The organism is Aestuariibaculum lutulentum (assembly GCF_032926325.1).
In the GTDB taxonomy this organism is placed as follows: domain Bacteria; phylum Bacteroidota; class Bacteroidia; order Flavobacteriales; family Flavobacteriaceae; genus Aestuariibaculum; species Aestuariibaculum lutulentum.
Window position 1 is genome coordinate 821,929 of the sequence record NZ_CP136709.1, and the last position, 21,838, is coordinate 843,766.

Sequence of the window (21,838 nt, forward strand, 5' to 3'; positions counted from 1 at the left end):
TTTGAACTTTTTAAGAAGTAACGAAGCCTATTTTAATAAAGGCTCCGTTAATGTTTCTTTATTGTTTTTAAGATCTTTCCAATCTGCTTTTTTCTTAGGATTAATGCCGTTGATGTAAGACTCAATGTTAGTGTAACCATCTTTATTTAAATCTCCTTTAGCATCAGAATAGTCATTTGGATTTAATCCGTATTTTTTCTCCCAAGCATCTGGCATACCATCTTTATCGGTATCAACATAAGGTATTCCTTTGTATTCAGGGTAACCACCTACCTGAGCGATATCGGTAATGATACCGTGTTTATATGAATCTTTTGCTAAACGACGGTGTTTGAATTGATAAAACGAATCTGGGTCTAAACCTTCAACATATTCAGGTTTTCCTGTCTTAACCGTTCTAACAATTCTTTGATCTACAACATCACGAATAGGAAGCGTTGCCCCAACGTGTTCTGTTACGTAATCAAAGGCTTTATCAGCATCCATAATTTCACGAAACCAAGGCATCGGGAATGGTCTACTGGCATTCATATAATCGAAATATGGTTTTGCTCCCTGGTAATCTAAAAGCTCACCATCTTTACCTTCAATTTGCACACCACCTGCCCAGTTATCTGCAGTAATTTTTGCATTATTTTCTACAATATTTCCTTTTACATATGCACGACCGTAAACCATAGTATCTAACTTACTTCTACCCGCTTCTGGTTTTAAAATACGGTAACTTATCGGTTCATCTTTTGGTGTTAACGGTCCTGGTTTGTAGTAGTTGTTAATGATGTTGTATTTTGCTGTGTAATCTCCACCATCAATAGAACGGTGTACCCAGTTAAACATCACATTATTTACAAAATTGAAGATACCATTCCATCCAATTGAAGGATTTCTACCCGCATTGTTCGCCCACATATTTCTCATAAACGAACAGTTTTCACCTCCTAAAGTACTACCAAACGCATGGTTATATGTATCTAAAGCTTCACCGAATAAAGAGTTTTGAATAGTAATATTTACAGTTGGTTTCTTTTCATCCTTATAATCGGCACCCGGACTATACATATGACGGTAAATAGACATATTTTCATCTAATCCCCAAGTTGCAGAGATGTGATCTAACATAATATTTCCGACAGGATTTCCTCCGATTGCATCATCACGACGCCCCACAAAGGTCTCTCCTCTACGAAAACGCATATGACGAATAATTACATCGTGGGTATCAATCCATACTGACTCACCTGCCACACAAATACCATCACCTGGTGCTGTTTGCCCAGCAATAGTGATATATGGCGCGCGAATAATTAAAGGCGTTTCTAGTTTAATAATCCCTGCTACATTAAAAACAATAGTTCTTGCTCCACCTTTTTCACAGGCCTCACGTAAAGATCCAGGCCCATCATCGGCAAGACTTGTTACGGTGTAAACTTCACCTCCACGACCACCATACGTGTACATACCTCCACCTTCAGCTCCTGGGAAAGCAGGAATTTCTGCTTGTGGCAAATCGGTTGGTCTACCCGCCCACGGAATATAAGGTTTACCTTCTCTGGCTTCTTTTTGAACTATAATTTTTGCCTTTTCCCAAGCTTCATCAGAATGCTTATAGGCTTCGGCTTTTATAGCTTCTTCTTTGGCTTTATCATCATCTGTAAGTTTAGGATATTGCGCATAAGCATTTCCTACTAACAGAGATAAAGCTATTATCATAATATTACTCTTTTTCATCGTCTATTGGCTTTGTTATTTTTTTACAATATTGTACTCAAAGGTTATGTGTTTTTTAGACACTTATATTATATAAAGGTTTAATTGCATCTAAAAAAAATACCTGTATTTTTTTAATAACACAGGTATTTTCAAAGCTTTCATTTGTAGGATTTATACAAGTATCTCAGAATCTTAAATATACAAATTATTCTTGATAATTGAAAGTTCCAAAATTATCGGAAGTATCTTTCCAACCTATGGTTTGCTCAAGCCAAGGATTAAGACTTAAAACATCTGATTTTAACCCCATAATATAGTAATTTTGTTTCCAATCTATTTTAGCTTCAACATTATTAATATTATCAAGTGGTGTTTCTAAATCGGCCAACATAAAATTATCAGTATAAATACCTGCTAATGTTTGAATCTGTGTATCAAAATCGGAAGCATCAGGATCTACCACAACACCTTGTCGTACTGAAGCCAAAGGATCTTCTGAAGTAACTACCCCTCCTTTAAACTGTAAATAATTACCTGTACGTTTTGTTCCATTTATACGGTCAAGTCCCAACGTAGCACAAGTTGTATTATTGACTGAAGCATCATCATTATACAGCATCCAACGTTGTACATCCCAGAAACGTTTTCCTTCGTACGCTAACTCTACTTGACGTTCGTACAGACACGCCTTAAAGGCTTCAAATTTATCTGCTAATGTTCCAATACCGTAGTTATTAGTAGATGGAATTCCTACTCGATTTCTGACTTTGCCTAAATAAGCTACACAGTTTGGTAAATCGCCAACTCCCGCATAAGCTTCTGCTATATTTAATAGTAATTCGGCATATCTATATTCAAAAATATCGGTTCCTGAATTTTGGAAATTATCTTCGCTTTCTTCAATGTCTGACATTTTTCTAACAAAGGCAGGGCTCGACACTTGGTTATTGTCACTAAAATAAGCTCTCTGAACACCATTATCATCTAAGCCTAACCAACGGTAAGCCCAAACAGCATTATCTTCATTGTCTTTATATCCCCATTTATTTCCTGAAAAAGAAAACGTTCTATAAAATCTTGGATCTCGATTTACAAAGAATAAAAATTCATCATATCCATTAGCAGTTGTAGGTTTTGAACCATCTGCCATTGGAAATAAATCGATCATTTCTTTAGGTGCTGCTAATCCTCCACTTCCTAATTGACTAGCCAAACGAACACTGTTTTCCCATGTATTATTCATTATATTCGAACTATTACCACTGCCTAGTAATTGTACGGTAATAGCCTCTGAACAGAACGAGTTATCTATTAAAAACATATCCTGCCAATCTTTAGCAGAGTTACCATATAACCCGTAACCATCTTCTGTTAATTGAACCTCTGCGGCTAAACCTGCCTGTAATGCGGCTTGCCAGCGTTCATTGTTTGAATCCCAGGACGTATTGAAAAGTGGACTTGCATAAGTTAATAATACTCTTGCTTTTTGAGCTAGAGCCGCTCCTCTTGTAAAACGCCCATAATCTGATGGAGGCCAGTTACCTGGTAATAAACTCGCAGCCATATCAAGATCTTCTATAATTTGATCTACCATTTGAGATACGCTAGCTCTCGGTAATTTTATAGATTCATCAGTAGAACTTGCTGCTTGTACAGATGTTACAATTGGTACACCACCATATACACGCATTAATTCGAAATACTGAATGGCACGTAAATAGTACATTTGCCCTTTAGCAGTTGCACGATAATCTTCATCTAAACTTGCGCCTTTTACATCAACTTCTTCTAAAAAAGCGTTAATATCTCTAATTCTATGATAAGGCTCATTTTTAACCTTAGCTTCTAATTTGGTTCCATAATATCCAGAACCTTCATTAGCTGTTGTTAATGTTATTGTTGAATTAATAAGATCTTGCATACCCCCTATTTCCTCGGTTAATCGAGAATTGGTTTGGCTATAAGCTCCTACAACGGTAGATAAAGGGTTTGTATATGAACCAAAAAAGTCATAATAAACATTATTAATGTACCAATCTACACGTTCTTCACTTTCGTAAAACGAATCGTCATATTTTCCATAAACGCCTTTTTCTTCTAAAAAATCGTCACTACATGACACACTTACAATTAATAAAAGTGCCCATGCTATGTATGTATTTATTCTCATTTTCATAATTCTTATTTATTTAGAATGACACACTTAAGTTTACTGTCCATGTTCTAAGAGTTGGATATCTTTCGTATGATGAATCGTACATATTTCTGTACTTATCTGGATAAGGATTATAGAAATCCCATAGATTATTACCTGTTATACCTATAGATACTTTTTGAAGATTAACAGGTTCTAAAATATCCTTAGGCACATCGTATCCAACTGTTAAATTTCTAACAAAACAACGGAAAGTATTTAATTGCCAGAAATCTGAATTAGTACCTAAAGCTGATTGATCATAAAACCATAAATTAGGATACTTTCCATCAACATTATCAACCTCGTCGTACATATCGGTCCAGTAACTTTCATGCGACCACATGTTGTGAGCAGAAGATGTTCCTTGTTTTATTAAATCTATAAAACGAGCACCACCCCAAGATGTACTAATTTGAGATCTTAAATAAAGACTTTTGTAATTTAATCTAATATTTGTTGTAAAACCATAAGTTCTGCTATTGTCAGCTAACTTAACATAATCTTCTTCTTTTGTTATTCGCCCGTCACGACCTGCTTGTGACCCATCATTTGTATCAAAAAAGCCAGCAACATCCTGATATGCTAACATACCTTTACGTAATCCATCTTTAGAAGTAATGTCTAAGTACTTCGGATCCACTCCAGCATCACTTGCAAGACCTTCCAAATAATTCCAATAATTGGTAATATCTTCATCTGTTCGTAAAATACCATCACCAGTTGAAGTCCCTTTCCAGGTTTTAAATCCCCAAACAGGCATAAATAAAGAGACACCTTCTCTTCTTTGATTTTGCGAAGGATGTTTTATACCTGGATCAATATATTTTTTAACTTCATTTCCTGAGAAACCAAAATTAACATCGACATTATAACTAAAATCGCCAGAATCTAACTTATCATTCCAGTTTACACTAAATTCAGATCCCCAAGTATCGATTGCTGCGTAATTTTGCTCTGCAAACCCTCCACCAACGGAAATAGGAACCCCAATAGCTGAAGACATAACCGTTAACATATCCTTTGTTCTGTCATAATAAAAATCGGCTGTAACTTTTAATCTATTTTCTAAAACATTAACATCGAATCCTAAGTTTTGTTTTAGATTAGCATCCCATCCCACATTTCTGTTAGGGTTTACTTCAGGGGTTAATCCACCTCCTAAAACACCTCCATCTGATCCAAATTGGAAACCACTTTGAGCACCTAAACCATATAATTGCTTCCAACGCCATGCTAAAACATTATCGTTTCCTGTTTTACCTATAGAGTAACGAACTTTTAAATAATCTACCCAAGGTAAAGCCTCTTGAAACCAATCTTCTCTAGATGTAATCCAACCTACTTGAGCAGACGGGAAAAAGCCCCAATAATTTTCTGGTGCAAATTTGGTTGACGCATCACTACGGAATAACAACTGTAATAAGTACTTATCTTTATAGCTATAATTGATTCGCCCTAAATAAGACAACACCCCAGATTCTCCCTTATAAGCGGTAGAATTACCTGTTATCTCACCAGCTGTTTCAAATGTTCCAAGATAATCTGCAGATGTACCTTCGTAAGCTAAACGTGTACTTTTCCAATCACTTTCAGAACGCTCCATACCCACCATGGCACTAATATCGTGATCGCCAAAATCTTTTACGTAATTCATAAAAAAGTTAGACTGCGTGCTTCGGCTTCTGTAATTCCCGTAGTATACACGTGTACGTTGTCTATTCTCTTGAATATCATAATCGTCATCATCAGCTGCACTTGCCAAATGATTTCCCTGAGTATTAAAGATTTTATTTCTAGCTAACGTATAAGGCAATTGTATCTGCTCTGTATAAGAAGACATTTCATTTCTAGAGAATGTCCCTTTTAAAGATAAACCTTCAATAAAAGGCACTTTATAATTTAATGACAAATTAACATTAAAAGTATTGTCTTCTTCAATTTGTTTAGAACCATTATCTAAAGTTGCGAAGTAATTCCAGCCAGCAATGGTACTATTGGTATTGGCTGTTCCTCTTAAATTCCCATCTGTTCTTGGGAAAGGTGACATCCAGTAAGTTTCACCATTAACAGTTGTATCCCAAGGTACGTACTTTGGCATATGTAATAGCACACCATAATCGGCTTGCTCGCCACTTGTTCTTGAGCCATAACTTCCATCATTTAAAGTTACCGACTTTGTGAACGATTTTTCTATAGAACCTGTATTACCTGATATAGATGCCGACAAATCTAAATTACTTGTGATTTTTGCATTAACACCTGTACGGAAGTTCCATTTATCGAAATCTTGGTTTCCTAAATTAGCACCTTGTGTAAAGTATGTTGCACCTGCAAAATATGTAGCCTTTTCAGTTCCTCCACTAACATTTAATGAATGTCTTTGTTGAACAGCAGAAGACCAAGCTTCATCTAACCAATCGTAGTTTAATGATTTCATTTCTTCTAACTCATCTGTTGAAAAAAGATTAGCGCCATTATTGTCTCTGATTGCAGTTCTTAAAAATCTATTATTGAACAATCCAAATTCGTAAGCACTCATCGTTTTACTATGGCTTACCGCATCGTTAATAGCAAACTGGCTATTGTAGCTAAACTGTGTTTTTCCTTCTTTACCTCGCTTTGTTTTTACAACAATTGCTCCTTGTGAAGCACGAGAACCATAAATGGCAGCCGAGCCATCCTTTAACACCGTAATACTTTCAATTTCTGAAGGATCTAAACGGTTGAAAGTCTCTAAAGTTGGCTTACCCGACTCTGGATCAACCTGAACCATGTCATCGATTACAACAAGAGGTATAGTAGTACTTCCATCCTTAGAAAAACCATACGTTTGACGAATTTGAATAGATGCCGATTCTCCCGGACGAGCTCCTCCTCCAGAAATGGACATACCTGGTACTTGTCCTACTAAAGCCTCGGCTAAATTAGAAACAGGTAAATCCTGTACTTCATTTGGTTTAATTGTTGCGATAGCTCCTGTTAAATTTTCTCTTTTTTGAGCGCCATAACCAACAATTACCACCTCATCTAATGATGCGGTATCTTCTTCTAGAGTAATACTAAATTCAGATTGCCCCTTAACAGACAATTCCGTTGTTTTCATTCCAACAAAAGACAGAACAATAAATCCGTCTTCAGAAACAGAAATATCAAATTCTCCATCAAAATTGGTTACCACACCGTTAGTTGTCCCTTTTTCTACAACATTAACACCTGGTAAGGGTATACCTGTTGCATCTACCACGACTCCTGTGACAGTTTTTTTTGCATTGGTCTCTTGAGCATAACCCAATAGATTAACCAAACTGAAAACCAACACAATAATAAGATTTTCAATTTTCCTTTTCATACTCATTTATTTAGTTTATAACATTTTTTTTAAGAAAATACAGAGGCTGTAATACCCCCCAATAAATCCTGTGCTAAGTTTGGAAATTAAACGATATAACTGTGCCAATTTTGAACAACGATCAATTTTATAAACCATTAATTGTGAATTACACAATTTTAACAACCATTATTACATATTTTTTAAAAATCCTGCAATATAGCATACAAAAAAAAGGAGTGAATTGTAATTACAATTCACTCCTTTTTTTGATTTTCAGTTTATAATTTAACTAATTATAACCAATAAATGATCCACCCCAACCTTGAGTCTGTTGCAAATAAGGTGTTGAATTTAACAAGTTTTGATAAATCCCAAAAAAGTAATACTCATTATACCATTTAAAGGCAAAAGTCTCAGGACTTTCAATACCATTATCCCTAACAACTACTTCAAAATGATTGTCATACAAATAATCAACAAATTCATCATAATTACTTACACCAGACGGATATGTTGTCGTGTCTCTGTTGATAATTGACGCTGAACTACCTTTAAGGGGATCAGGTATACCAACATAGTAATTATCAGGATCTGTTTTAACGTAAGTATAATACCCCTGCCTTCTACTTCCTTCTATAGGTGTTTGATTTAATCTTGTGCACGTTCCGAAATCATCATTATATAACATCCAGCGACGAAGATCAAAAAAACGCTTATTTTCATAGGCAAATTCTACTTTTCGTTCATTAATCACCGCAGCAAAATGTTCATCTCTAGACGAAACAGAAGCCAAGCCATAATGTCCATCGGCATTAGTCACTCCAGCTCTCTCTCTTATTTTTTCAATATAACCTTTTCCTTCAGACAAACTATTTATACCAATAGCCGATTCAGCCAGATTCAACACCACCTCAGCAAAACGAATATCCATGTAGTCCGCACCACTATTTCTAAAGTTATTGGTATTTGAAGAATTGCCGTTTGTAAATTTCCTTAAATATATACCCGTTGAATTCTGTTGTACATTTGTTGCAATTTTAGGTCTACCTTCCCCTGCTCCAATTGGGTACCAATAGTAAGTCCAGTTTCTATAATTGCTATTTCCAGAGTAAGGCCAAATTGCCCCATTATAAGCGAACGTGTAATAAAAACGTGGATCTCTATCTCTATAAAAATGGTTTAAATTTCCAGATGGATCATAAGGTGTACCATCTGCCATTGGAAATGCATCAACTATATTCTTTGTTGGAGACAACCCATTTGTTAAATAATTATTACCACCCTGATCATACGATCTTGTCTGATATTCGGTATAATTATTTTTAACCGTACCCCCAGAAGAATTAGTAAAATCATTAAAACCGTACCCAAATACAGACTCCATACCATTGTCATCAAACCACATATTTTGCCAATCTGGATTAAGTCCTTTCCCTGAAGCTAAACATACATTATAGGCTTCTAAATTGGCATCATAGGCTCGCTGCCATCTTGACTGATCATCATTTCTATTAAATAAAGGACTTGCCCAGGTTAATAACACACGCCCCTTTAAAGCTGCAGCCGCTGCTGCTGTAATTCTTCCTGCATCAGCATCCTCATAAGGTCTTGCATTTTCCAATAGTGTTTGTGACTTCTCTAAATCTGCAACAATTTGGTCAATCACTTCTGCCGCACTACTTCTAGGTGTTTGATTGCTTGGATCCTCTGCCGCTAACGCTTGTTCTTCTAAAACAATTGGAATTCCTCCATATAATCTTACCAAATCGAAATATTGCCATGCGCGCCAAAAATATATTTGCCCTAAAATTTGATTTTCAAAATCCTCTTCTAACTTAGAGTATTGATCAATGTTATTTATATACAAATTACAATAGCGTATTCTTGTCCAGGCATCATTTTGAGGATTGGTTCTAATTGGCTGACCTAAGGATTTCAAACAATGTGCATTTAACGGTGAAATATCTGCCCATTCTTTATTCAAATCCACCTCACCAGCAACCTCATCTGTAGCTTTAACAAAAATGGTTGAATTTCCATTTCCAGGCACATCAGAATTATCTACTGCAGCCTTAGACCACATAGCCATATTTACACTACCGCTGGGTGAAAATAAATTATATAAATAATCAACATAATTTATAGCTAATGGCTCATATTGATATATTTCAACATCTACTTTTTGATAATTCTTTTTTTCTTCTATAAAATCTGTGCTACAACCAACAATAACAGTCGCAGCTAAAAATAATGCTAGATTCTTTATGCTTAAATTTTTCATGCTTTCTTTTTTTTAGTTAAAAACCAATATTTACCCCTAAAGAATAGGTTTTTAACACTGGATAATTATTATACGATCCATATGGTGTCAATCCATAGTCTTTATATGGATTAAATAATATAAATGGATTCATAGCCACTAAATTTAATCTAAAGCTATTTACACCTACTTTTTCTGTTATCGACTTAGGTAAAGCATAACCAATATTTATATTCCTCATTAACAAACTAAAACTACTTACCTGCCAATATTTAGAACTAACAGTATTAATAGCTCTATTATCATATGAAAGATTAGGAATTGTTCCTGTAGGATTCAAAATCGGATCATACATATTTGCCCAAAACGCTGGTCGATTTTCATAATTTCCAGTAATTGTATTTGAATTGAATGATGATTTAGCACTACCTACTTCATTATAACCTCCCCAACCTACTGTAAGTACAGTATTTAAACTTAAACCTTTATATCCTAATCTTATAGCAGTAGAAAAACCCTGTGGCCCTTTCGCACGTTTTTTTAATTGTACTTGATCATTAATATCTATTATACCATCCTTCTCTGCAAATGTTCTGGTCTCTGAATCCCAAGCACCTCTAACATCCCTATAATATAGCATACCTGGTCTTAATTCAGATACAGGAGTACCAAATACAGAAGTTACACCACTATCTGCAATATACTTATCAATATCGTCCTGAGTTTTAAACATCCCCAAATAATCGTAACCCCAAGTTCCCCTATCTGGTGAACCTGGTTGGTTAGTAGTCCAAGGAAACCAGTTAGCTGGATTATCAAAATTACCCTGAACTATTTCTGAATTATAAGACACTATATTGAATGTTGTAGCATAAGTAAAGTCCTTTCCTATGGTATCACTCCACCCTATTGAAAGCTCTGTACCCCAAGCATTTGCTTTACCATAATTTGAAGATGCAGCAGCCCCTCCTACTGTAAACGGAACGCCTGAGTTTAAATTAATCAACAATTCTGTCCCCATATTGTAGAAGGATTCTATAGTTGTTGATAATCTATCATCCAAAAAGCGGGCTTCAATACCAAAATTTGTTTTAAGTTCTCTACCCCAACGCACATCTGGGTTTGCAATTCGATCTGGAGACAAACCAGCTGACACATTAGAATCTCCTCCAAAAACTACACCTCCAGTAGGTTGAGTACTAAAATTTTGTCGCCATTCCCAGGCTCTTGTATCATCTTTACCAACAGAACCAACAGATGCTCTTAGTTTTAAATAATCTATAGTATTCGATTTAAAAAAATCCTCCCTTGAGAGAATCCAGCCCCCTGACAAAGAATAAAAATTCCCCCAATAATTCTCAGGTGCAAACTTTGCAGAAACATCCGATCTAAATAAAAACTCAGCATAATACTTTCCGTCATAATTATAATTCAACCTTCCTATTGCCCCCAAATCACCTGATTCATACCTCCAGTTATAAGTATTATTCACATCAAAACTACCCGTTGTTTGCCAAATCATCCCGTCGGCATATTCAGGAACACCAAATTTTATAATACGCTCTTGCGTTTCATATCTTTCCGATCTTTCAATAGCAAATAATGCCGATATATTATGTTTTCCAAAATCCCTTTCGTAAGTTGATTGAAATCGAATTTGTTCACTACCTCTACTATAATTATCAATTAATAAACGATCTCCGTTTTCTACTAAATAAATAGCAGGTACAATATCTCCATCTGAATTCGTAACCATTTTTAACTCATTAATTCCTAAGGGTCCTGAACCGCTTTCGTAATACACATACGTTTGGGGCTGATCCGCTGTAAGTTGACCTGCTCCAAAAAAATCATACAAACTAAATTTAGTACCAGCCTGATTTCCTCTTGCTCCACCGGCTTGACGCACATAATTAGCTTTTAATTTCAAACCAGGAATAAATGGCACTTCATATTCTACATCTAAGTTAACAGTTACATTATTATCTGTACTTTCAGCTAAATTTTGTAACCGCTGTATTTCCCCATAATGATATCCTACCAAGGCGTCATTGGCTCCTGCTCCAGGTTGAACTGTTGGAAAGCCATTAATATACATAGGTAAAAAAGGTGCTCTATTTTGCAATTGTCTAAAGTCGTTTTCATTATTTTCACTCCCAATTTTACTGGTGGTTTTACTCTCATCGGTAAAATATCCTGACACCTGAAAACCTGCCTTAAACCCTTTTCCTAAATTCATATTAGTTCCTGCTCTAAACGACCAGCGATCATAATTTAAGGTTCCTAAATTACCATCTTGAGTAAAATAAGATATTCCACCAAAATATGTAGCATCGTCACTACCTCCAGAAACATTAAGATTATGACGTTGTGTTCCGGCAGAACCCCAATATTGATCCAAAGCATCATAACTAGACGTCTTAAAATGCTCTAATTCGTTTTCTGAGAAAAAATATGAGCTAAATACTGGATCTGCATAATTATATGTAGACCCTTGATAGGTATGATCATGCCCATTCGGACCATTCATAATATTCCACACTTTGGCAAAATCGTAAGCATTCAACATTTTAGTTCGATACGTTTCATCTGACACGGAAAAATTTCCGCTATAAGAAAACCTAGCAGGTCCCTTCTTCCCTCTTTTGGTGGTAACCAAAACCACCCCTTGTGCGGCTCTTGAACCATAAATAGCGGCAGAAGCATCTTTTAAAAAGGAAATACTTTCTACCTCCGAAGCGTCTAAATTATCAAATTGAGTAGAATCACTTAGACCTGTATTAGGGTCAATTTGAACAACCCCATCTATTACATATAATGGCGCTGTTGACAATCTATCTTTTGCCCTAATATTGTTTCCCGTAGGCGGATTACGTAGTTGCAATTGAGCTGAAGTACCAGGTCTTGATTCTCCTCCTGAAACACCAACCCCAAGCACGCGTCCAACAAGTGCTGAACCAATATTTCCAACTGGCAAATCCTCAATATCTGACATCTTTACCGTAGCCACAGAACCTGTAACTGCTTCACGCTTCTGAGTTCCATAACCAACAACTACAACTTCATCTAAAGTTGCTGTGTCTTCTTGAAGAGTAACATTAAAGTCACTTCTTCCTTTTACAGAAATCTCAGTTTTTTTCATCCCTACAAAGGAGAATACTAGGATGCTTTCTTCTCCTACTTTAATTTCATATTTTCCATCAAAGTCTGTAACAACGCCATTCGTCGTATTTTTCTCTATCACATTAACTCCCGGCAAAGGAATACCCGTCGCATCTACCACCTCGCCAGAAACAGTTATTTTCCCACTCGTTCCTTGTGCAAAAACAGATAGACTAAGACAGAAAAAAAACAAGATAAATACCTTAGTAAATGTCTTTTTCATACTTGTTTGTTTAGTTTAAATTGTTTAGTTCGTTTAAATTATAAAATATTACTTACATGTCCTAAGTAACAAGGTACTAATATTGTGAATTTAACAAATATTTGTTGTTAATTTTGAACTGCGACCGATTTTGTAAATCATTTTTTATGCATTTAATGACATCACCCAATAATCACCTTTAAAATAAGCTCTTATAACCACCTCTGAATAATTGAGAAAAAAGAAAACTGTAAAATTTCAATTTCAATTTTTATGAAATTCACCGCTCGAAGGCGTTTAACAACACTAAACCCGTCTGATTATGCATTGTTCGACTACTAAAATTACAAGGTTATGGTAATTTTCAACAAGTCCTGTCAATTATATCAATACATTAAATTTGAAGCATTTCTATTGCTAGGCATAGCCTTTAAATGAAACCCAATAAAGATAAAAGGAAAAAGGCTAAAAACATATATTTTTAGCCTTTTTCGTTAATTAATTAAAGATTATACTTCCTTGTAAACTTTATCAGTATGGCAACCAAACTGTCATTTCTTCCTTTTTACGATTTCCCCAAGCATAATATGGAATTAAAGTGATATCCATTTTCATTTTATCTTTTGAAATAGGACGATACAATGTATTCTTCCAATCATCATTTTCAACAAAAGCTTTCGCGGAAATACCAACAACTTCTCTTGAATTGATATTTACTTTTTTGACACCGAAATCTGAATTAACATCCAAAACAATGGAATTAATTTCGGCTTTTTCAGATAAGTCATCAGATTCTAAGCAATATACCAGAGGACCACGCTTTACTGCTACCTGATTTTTAGTTTCTTCAACCAAAGGATTGGCTTGCATTAATTCGACATGCATAGGCAGATTTAATTCGATAACATCGCCTTTTTTCCATTTTTGAGTTAATACTGCATAACTTTCTGAAGCGATTTTTCCTGTAAAGGCAACGCCGTTTATTTTTATTTCAGCATTTTGACTCCATCCTGGAATTCTAACAAAAATTGAAAAGTCTTTTTTAGGGGCTTTGCTTATTTTTAAAGTCACTTTTCCCTCCCAAGGGTAATTGGTTTCCTGTTCAATCTCTAATTTTTCTCCTTTTGATGTTACGGTGGTTAAATGATTACTTCCGAAAAGGTTCACATATAAACCATCTTCTGATAAATTATAAGCATAATTTCCAATTTCCGACAGTGTACGTGTTACATTGGGAGCACAACAATTTGATAAGGCAATATAGCCTTCTCGCTTACTTCCCCAACGCTGTTGAAATGGTAAATCTTCCGATACATTTAACGGATTATTATAACAAAACTCAGTCCCTTCTAAACTAACGCCAGACAATACGCTGTTGTAAAGTGCCAACTCAACAATATCGGCATACTTGGCATCGCCAGTAATTTGTAACATACGCCAGTTCCAAAGTACATTACCTATGTTCGCACAGGTTTCGTTATGCGCTGTTGCATTTGGTAATTGAAACGGACGCCCATAAGCCTGATGTATTTTTTGAACTACTGCCGGATCGTAAGCAGTTCCGTCAGGAGAAGTGCCATCGTACAACGCGCCACAGGCACCTGTGATATACATTTTTCTATAGACCACATCTTCCCAGATTGACTCCAAATTTTCAAGTAATTTTTCTTCGCCTGTTTCAGCATACAAATCGGCTACACCGGCATATAAGTAATTGGCTCTTACGGCATGTCCCATAGCTGTGGTCTGCTCCCTAAATGGCACACGATCCTGATTATCGTCTGTACCATCATCAGTTGTGCCGCGAATATCAATCAGGTTATTAGCTAACTCTAAATAACGGGGATCTTTCACCGTGCGGTACATTTCAACAATGCCCATATAGTGCGACGGACAAATAGCATTTCGCGCTAATTCCGGCGATGCTTTTTTATAAAAATCGTATAAAAAATCGGCAACACCTTTAGCTACCTCCATAAAATTTGTTTTTCCTGTGGCTCGATAATGCACACAAGCGGCGGTCATTAAATGCCCCATGTTATACTTCTCGAAACCTAATTGCTTCTGTAATTCTTCAGGCCCTAATGTCCCCCAACGTTCTTCAATTAAAACCGGCGTATTAATATAACCATCTTGTCGTTGAGCTTTTGCAAACATGGCAATAGCAATATCCATTTCCTGATCCAATTCCGGATCTTGCGTCACAGCATATGCTGCTGCCATACCTTCCAAAATTTTATAAAAATCGCCATCGTGAAATGAAGGCCCGCTGTGTTTTCCTTTTTCTAAACCTGCTGCAATTTTAAAATTGGCATAGGCATGGGTAATGGAATCGTTATGATACAAATCCCACATGTAGGGTAACGTGTTATTAACACCAACATCATACTGTTCTTTCCAAAATCCGCCTGTCCATTGCACATCATGTAAATTCACACTATGCAATTTTGTATGCGGACTATCGGCGTTTGCCACCAAACCTTTGTCCTGAGAAAAAGACAAAGCACTCGCTGCAAATAAACCGAGTAAAACTATTTTATTTTTCATTTGTTAATATGTTTTATTTCACAAATACATTTATCAATCGTATCATCGAATCGCCATCGGCATCTTTCACTGAAATAATGAATGAAGCGAAACCTTTATCTAAAGGAGTAAAAATAATTTTTCTATCTTCCAATTGGACTTCACCATTAATCACTTGAGAAAACCCAAATTCTGGTTTGTTTTCGTAACCTTTAAAATAATCGGTTGCATTGAATTCTAAGGTTTCGTTTTTAGATATAAAATAATGCGGTTGTGCCATCCAGTTAAGATATTGCTCTAATTCTGTAAAGCCATCTTTATTTTCATCATTATTTGCTTCTGAAAAATCTCCTGCTACTGAATTCACATTGAAACCTTTAGCGTTCTCCCACCAGTTTGGTAAACCATCGTGATCAGTGTCCCAATCGGCAGTTCTGGTTTCATTACCATAATCTGGGAATCCGCCAGCATCGAGTTCGGTATCAATCATACCCGGCAACCCACTTTTACTTCCTTTAAAACTATAGGTTCCTTTTAGGGTTTCATCAATAATTCGTTGGTCATGTCTATCGAAATACGGTTGCATAGCGCCAACATCGGACAACACGTTTTTATAAGCTGCTTTAGCTGATTGCGTGTTTACGAACGATTCAAAAAACGGCTCATCAACGAAGGTTTCGTAATCGACTATTTCATTGTTTTTAATACGCGAACGTCTTCCTTTTTCCTGACTGTTTTCATCAAAATATCCAGGCATCACATTACCTTCAAAATAATAACGCTGACTTCCTTTTCCAACACCTTCGTGATCGGCGGTTAAAGCCACAAAAATATCGGTGGCTGCTCCAGGCTTATAGTAGTTATTAACAAAATTAACTTCATTAGCTCCACCATCGGTTGTGCGGTGCCCCCAGTTATACACCACATTATTGCGGATATCTAAACGCCCTGAATAATATCCATCTCCGTTTAATCCGCCTCCCATACTCCAGTTTCTTCCGTAATTATGCGCTAATAAATTATGATGAAAACTACCTATATCGCCGCCAATAGTCGCTGCGTAACCATGCATTTTACCAGCTTCATATTTATCATGACCAGCAACGTTTAAAGCTTCTGAAATTAAGGTGCGTTGCAGTGTAATATGATGCGCTCCACGAGAACTAAACGATTCATCAATAGTCCAACTAATAGAACAATGATCAATTATACTATTGTTTGCTCCGGTAAGTCCCATACCATCAAAGGTTGTTCCAGACCCTAAACGCACTCGTAAAAAACGAACAATACCTTCATCACCAGTTAAACCAACAGGTGCTCTACTTATAGTAATACCATCGCCAGGGGCGGTTTGCCCTGCTACAGTTATATATGGATGACTGATAACTAAACGAGATTTCAATTTAATATTTCCAGAAACATTAAACACTATAGTTCTCGGACCAATATCTTGTGTTACCGCTTCGCGGAAACTTCCAAGACCATCGTCGTTTAAGTTGGTAACTTCTACTACTTTTCCTCCACGGCCACCAATAGCAAAACGTCCGTAACCTTCGGCTCCCGGAAACGCCAATTGTGCCGGTCTGAATGCCCAAACATTACCTTGGGTAATATCGCCATTCGCATCAATCGCATCAACACGCCAGTAATAGGTGCTCATGCTGTATAAATCACCAACTTCATAACTATTGGTCGTTAATTGACCTTTAAATAATTCCGAAGATTCATCAGCATTTAAAACGGCATCTTTATTATCTCCGAAATATAATTGATACGACTTTGTGCCTTTTGGTGATTGCCATTGTAATTGCAAATCATTTTCAACCACAACATGTTCATCTAAATTTTCCGGATAAGGCGTATTGGCTTGCTTTTTAATATCCGGGGTATCAATTTCAAATCCGTTAATCACTATTTCCGATGCATCCGAATTATTTTCACTTTCAAAACGAACAACAACATCCTTATTAGCTTCGGCAATAAACTTTAAATAGGCTGTACCAGCATCAACTTTTGAAAACGCACGGTTACTTGGGGTTATCGTTTCAACCACTTGGCCATTTACAGATATTTTAAGATTCGATATCCCTTTATTTTCAAGTTTGTCGAAGGTATTATGAAAGGTTAATAAGCTATGCTTTCCCGGTTTTAATCCTGAAATAACAACTTCAACTGGTTCATTTGAAATTAAACCGTCACTTACCAATTGCGCATAATGCGGCGCACTCATGCCAATTTTAACCCAATTAGACTTAAAATTGCCTTGCAGTTTTACAGTAACTTCTTCAAAATTTTTCTCATCTAAAGTTCCTTCATTAATCACCCATTCTTTATACAACGGATCATGAACCTCAGATAAGCGTCTGCCTGAGAAATCGAAATCAACTTTCACCGTTTGCTTTTCGACTTTTTTATCAGGTTGACATTGCACATTAAAAAGCACTGCTGCTAAAAGCAACAAATTGCCTAATGTGTATTTTAGTTTTTTCATTTTTAGTTTAAGTTTAATTTTTCGGTTAATGTAAAATCTAAAAGATTTTGAATATCGTTTCTCCTGTTTTCTGGAACCACTTTTATAATATCTACGCGACCATTTTCAAGCTTTACCTCTACCGTGGTGTTTTGCGTGGCATGCAATTTAAAATGTACATCCCAGTCTTTTGGCCATGCCGGAAATAGTAAAATTTTCCCGTTGACTTCCTGCATGAGCATTTCCTGCATACCAATCATACCCGAACCGCCCCAATTGTGGTCTGGCACCCAATCGAAACCAGGCCCCCAGAATGTTGGAAATCGTGGTTCGGCATTTGCCATTTTTAACAAGGTGTATTTTGAAGCTTCATCGGTTAAACCAAGTCTGGCTGCCATGATATTGGTCTGCTTCCAACCTACATGACTTCGGAATTTTATTAAATCTTCATCGAGCTTATAAGTATTCTGCGCTACCTCTAAATCGGGTTGCCCAATGCTGTATAATTTCCATGGATAGACAGGATACAATTGTGCAGCTTCGGTGTTATTTATACGTTCCCAGGTTTTGGCAGGCGACAATACTTTTTTATTGTCTATTTCTCTGAAATTTAAAGGCGGAATACGCGTTTGAAACGCATTTAGATATTCAACGTCTTCTGAAGATAAATCGTTTGAAGACAGCTTTAATAATTTTTCACTTATCACTTTTAATGCTGAAATCGTACTATTGGCATTATTCGCCATTTTATAGGTTTCAACCGCCGAACCCGGAAACAGTACCAAATGCCCGTTACCGTCTAAAGCTTTTCGTCCGCGTTTTTTTGCCAAATACTGATAATGTTCATCGAAAAAGCGCAGACAACTTAATATAAAATTATTATACTTTTTAATATCGATATTGGCGTATTCCTTTTGCTCGAGCATCATTTTACAGAACTCAAAAACCGTATCCCATTGGTATTCTAACCAAGCGTTGTATTGCAGTCCCGGATCGTAATCTGCTGGACGTTTCCAGTCGTACTCAGCTGGATTTGGCAAGCCAAAATTTTCTAATTGTTCGGTAAACGCTGCGCCGTTATGATTCCAATAGACTTTGCTACGTAATTCGGCATTTTTTTGAAGGGTCAAATAATAATCTAACTGCGACACCATCATATCAAAATCGCCACTTTTCAACATAGGAAAGTACACCAAACGCTGATTTTGTTGTGTCATGGTTCCGCCGCCCCAATTTCTAAAATCGGGCGTAAAAGTATGATCTTCCTTAATGTACACTGGGTCGTAAGTAAACAAACCACCGTTGAATTTTGTTGGGTATTTTCCGTAAGCATTACAACCTAGCATATAGCGAAACAACTGATAATTCTGCCCTATTTGATAAACAGAATCTTTCTGTGCTTTGTTATCGGTTTTTGTATAAATAAAACTGCGATTCCAGAAATTGTTCCACCAAAGTTTCGATTCCTTTTCTTTGGGTTTGTATGAAGTTAATAAGTTTTGTACTTCCTGTTTCCAAACTGAAATATCTTCATTTTGAACCGTATGTAAATACACTTCTAAACGGTGCTTTTTACTCGGCTTTCTGCTTACCAGACTATAACCCTGAAAATCGATATTCACATATTTACCTGTGTAAACGCCTTTCGATTTCATATTCGCTCCCTTCATAACACCCCCAAACGTAAGGTGTTTTAAAGGGTTCATCATCTCTTCTTTAACCGATTCCATTTTTTGCTGCTTCACCGCAACATCAAACACGGTATATTCTCTGTTTTTATGATAAAACTGAATGGTATTATCTTCAAACGAAATAGAATCTTTGAATGTCATAATATCGCCTTGCGGTGCCCATTTGTAAGAGTTGGCATTATTCGCACGGCCTTCTACTTTTCGATTTTTATAACGCCAGCTTTCGTACGACGCTTGCATGGTTAAAGCGTCTTTACTTTTTACATCAACATGTATCACCGGGCTGAACACATCGACCCACAATTTGACTTCAGTATTGTTTTGTGACACGGCAACATAGCCATCCTTCAAATTCAATTCCTGATGAAAATCTTCATCATTTTTAAACGGATTAGGTGTTAATTCAACTTTTACACGCCCTAATTTCAACAACGTATTATGCTCGTCGAAGGTACCACTTTTGGAAAAATAGAAATATAAATTCCCCTGTTCTACCCAAACATTCACGCCAATATCACCGCCGCCTAAAGGCATAGATTCTGATGCGTTTTTACTCTGGGTTGTCCACACTTGATTGTAATTTTCAAGCGTGGGGATTTGCGCCTTTACTGAAAAGAACATCAGAAAAAACAAACTTAATGAACTGATTTTTTTTAGTGTTAATAGCACTTTCCTTTTTATTAATTGAATTTAATTACTTCAAAATAGACTTCGACTAGCTCAGTCTGACAATAGTAAAACAGAACAAGATGTCACGCTGAGCCTGTCGAAGCGTATTTTTAACTACCAATTATCGGTTCTAAACGAAGACATTGGTAAACCACCGGTACTGAAAATTTCAGCTTTAGTGAAATCTTTAAATAAGTATCGAACAGCAACTGGTTTTTCAACTTGCGGAGACGATAACAATACCGACTTTCTTCTTAAAACCGCTTGCGCCGGATAGAACACTTTATTCTCTCCTGCAATTTCGAAACCAACTACTTCTTTGTCGTAAGACGTTACGCCGTTCGGTACATTATTAAACGACACGGTTACTGTACTTCCTTTAACTTCCATAGCATTAAACTCCGGACTTTCAAACTCGAAACCTTCAAACCCATAAGTTTTGGCTAATGCCTGATATGCCAGACGTTCTCCGCCCTTATTTTTTTGTGCCGGATGAATATTTCCAAACTCACCAACATCTAATAAAACCGCCATTCCTGAATTAGGAATTTCTATTGAAGCCTTTAACTGTGCTTCTCTTAAGTAAGCCGAATTGTATTCCTCTTTATTATCATTCGGATGAAAACGTGCATAGTCAAATGGTGCAATTTGTGCAAAATAGAATGGGAACTCACCCTGATTCCATAATTCGCGCCATGACGTTACCATTTTTTTAAATAGATCTTTATACTGAAACGAACGTTCGTAATTCGATTCCCCCTGATACCAGATCGCGCCTTTAATACCATAACCAATTACAGGCGACAACATCCCGTTAAATAAGGTTGTTGGCACACGGTTAGGATTACTTTTTAAATCACTTTCATTTTTTGGCAATTCTAAAGCTAAATCGAAATCTTTAAGCATTTCTTCGTTCATCCATGCTTCAACATTCGAACCGCCATACGACACTACAATCATACCCACAGGCACATCTAAAACGTCTTGTAATAAGGATCCGAAATACCAGGCTGTTGCACTAAAATCGCCAGTCGTTTTTGGTGAAGCCACTTGCCATCCCCCTTCAAAATCTTGTTTTGGCTCTAGAACTGTTGCTCGTGGTACAGTTATAAAATGAATATTTTTATTGTTTGAATGCACAATCGCTTCATTACCGCCTTGCACTGGCTGACCAGGAAAACCTTTTAAAGGCATTTCCATATTAGACTGCCCAGAACACAACCAAACTTCACCTATCAACACATTGTTAACCGTTTTAGTTTCACTTCCGTTAGAAACAGAAATCGTATACGGCCCGCCTGCCGCAGGAGTTTGCAAACTGGTTTTCCATTTTCCGGTTTTATCAGCTTTTACCTCGTAAACTTTATTATCCCACGACGTGGTAATTTTTAAACTTTCATTTTTCGAAGCCCAGCCCCAAATAGGCGCAATGCCCTGTTGTTGCAACATCATATGATCTGAAAACAATGCCGGTAATTTTATTTGGGCTTGCAAAGTGAATACGCTAAAAACACAAGCTATTACTAATACTATTTTATTTTTCATGAATTACGTTTAGTTTTTATGAATATTCATTTTAGACTCAAGACTTCGACAAGCTCAGTCTGACATATTCGTAAT

The 21,838-nt window shown here is 36.4% G+C and carries 9 protein-coding genes; all 9 read right to left on the reverse strand.

Going from position 1 to position 21,838, the window contains the following annotated elements:
- Positions 1-27: 27 nt before the first annotated feature.
- Positions 28-1,728 carry a polysaccharide lyase domain-containing protein gene (locus R1X58_RS03620; protein WP_240571991.1) on the reverse strand — a complete coding sequence of 567 codons (1,701 nt, stop codon included), beginning with the start codon at positions 1,726-1,728 and terminating at the stop codon, positions 28-30.
- Positions 1,729-1,915: 187 nt separating this feature from the next.
- Positions 1,916-3,886 carry a RagB/SusD family nutrient uptake outer membrane protein gene (locus R1X58_RS03625; RefSeq protein ID WP_317293007.1) on the reverse strand — a complete coding sequence of 657 codons (1,971 nt, stop codon included), beginning with the start codon at positions 3,884-3,886 and terminating at the stop codon, positions 1,916-1,918.
- A 13-nt stretch (positions 3,887-3,899) separates the two neighbouring features.
- Positions 3,900-7,256: a SusC/RagA family TonB-linked outer membrane protein gene (locus tag R1X58_RS03630; protein ID WP_240571993.1), complete on the reverse strand. Its 3,357-nt coding sequence runs from the start codon at positions 7,254-7,256 to the stop codon at positions 3,900-3,902.
- Between the two features lie 271 nt (positions 7,257-7,527).
- On the reverse strand, positions 7,528-9,519 hold the full coding sequence (locus tag R1X58_RS03635; protein WP_240571994.1) for a RagB/SusD family nutrient uptake outer membrane protein: 1,992 nt from the start codon (positions 9,517-9,519) through the stop codon (positions 7,528-7,530).
- Positions 9,520-9,535: 16 nt separating this feature from the next.
- Positions 9,536-12,883 (reverse strand): SusC/RagA family TonB-linked outer membrane protein, encoded by a 3,348-nt coding sequence (locus tag R1X58_RS03640; protein ID WP_240571995.1) that lies wholly within the window; start codon positions 12,881-12,883, stop codon positions 9,536-9,538.
- A gap of 510 nt (positions 12,884-13,393) precedes the next feature.
- Positions 13,394-15,409, reverse strand: coding sequence for an aceric acid hydrolase (locus R1X58_RS03645; RefSeq protein WP_240571996.1), 2,016 nt, complete (start codon positions 15,407-15,409; stop codon positions 13,394-13,396).
- A 13-nt stretch (positions 15,410-15,422) separates the two neighbouring features.
- Positions 15,423-17,879, reverse strand: coding sequence for a pectate lyase family protein (locus tag R1X58_RS03650; protein ID WP_240571997.1), 2,457 nt, complete (start codon positions 17,877-17,879; stop codon positions 15,423-15,425).
- A 2-nt stretch (positions 17,880-17,881) separates the two neighbouring features.
- Complete coding sequence (locus R1X58_RS03655; RefSeq protein ID WP_255802792.1) at positions 17,882-20,170, reverse strand: DUF5703 domain-containing protein; 2,289 nt, start codon at positions 20,168-20,170, stop codon at positions 17,882-17,884.
- Between the two features lie 162 nt (positions 20,171-20,332).
- The gene (locus tag R1X58_RS03660; RefSeq protein ID WP_240571999.1) at positions 20,333-21,763 is read right to left on the reverse strand and encodes a sialate O-acetylesterase; all 1,431 of its coding nucleotides are present in this window, start codon (positions 21,761-21,763) and stop codon (positions 20,333-20,335) included.
- Positions 21,764-21,838 lie beyond the last annotated feature (75 nt).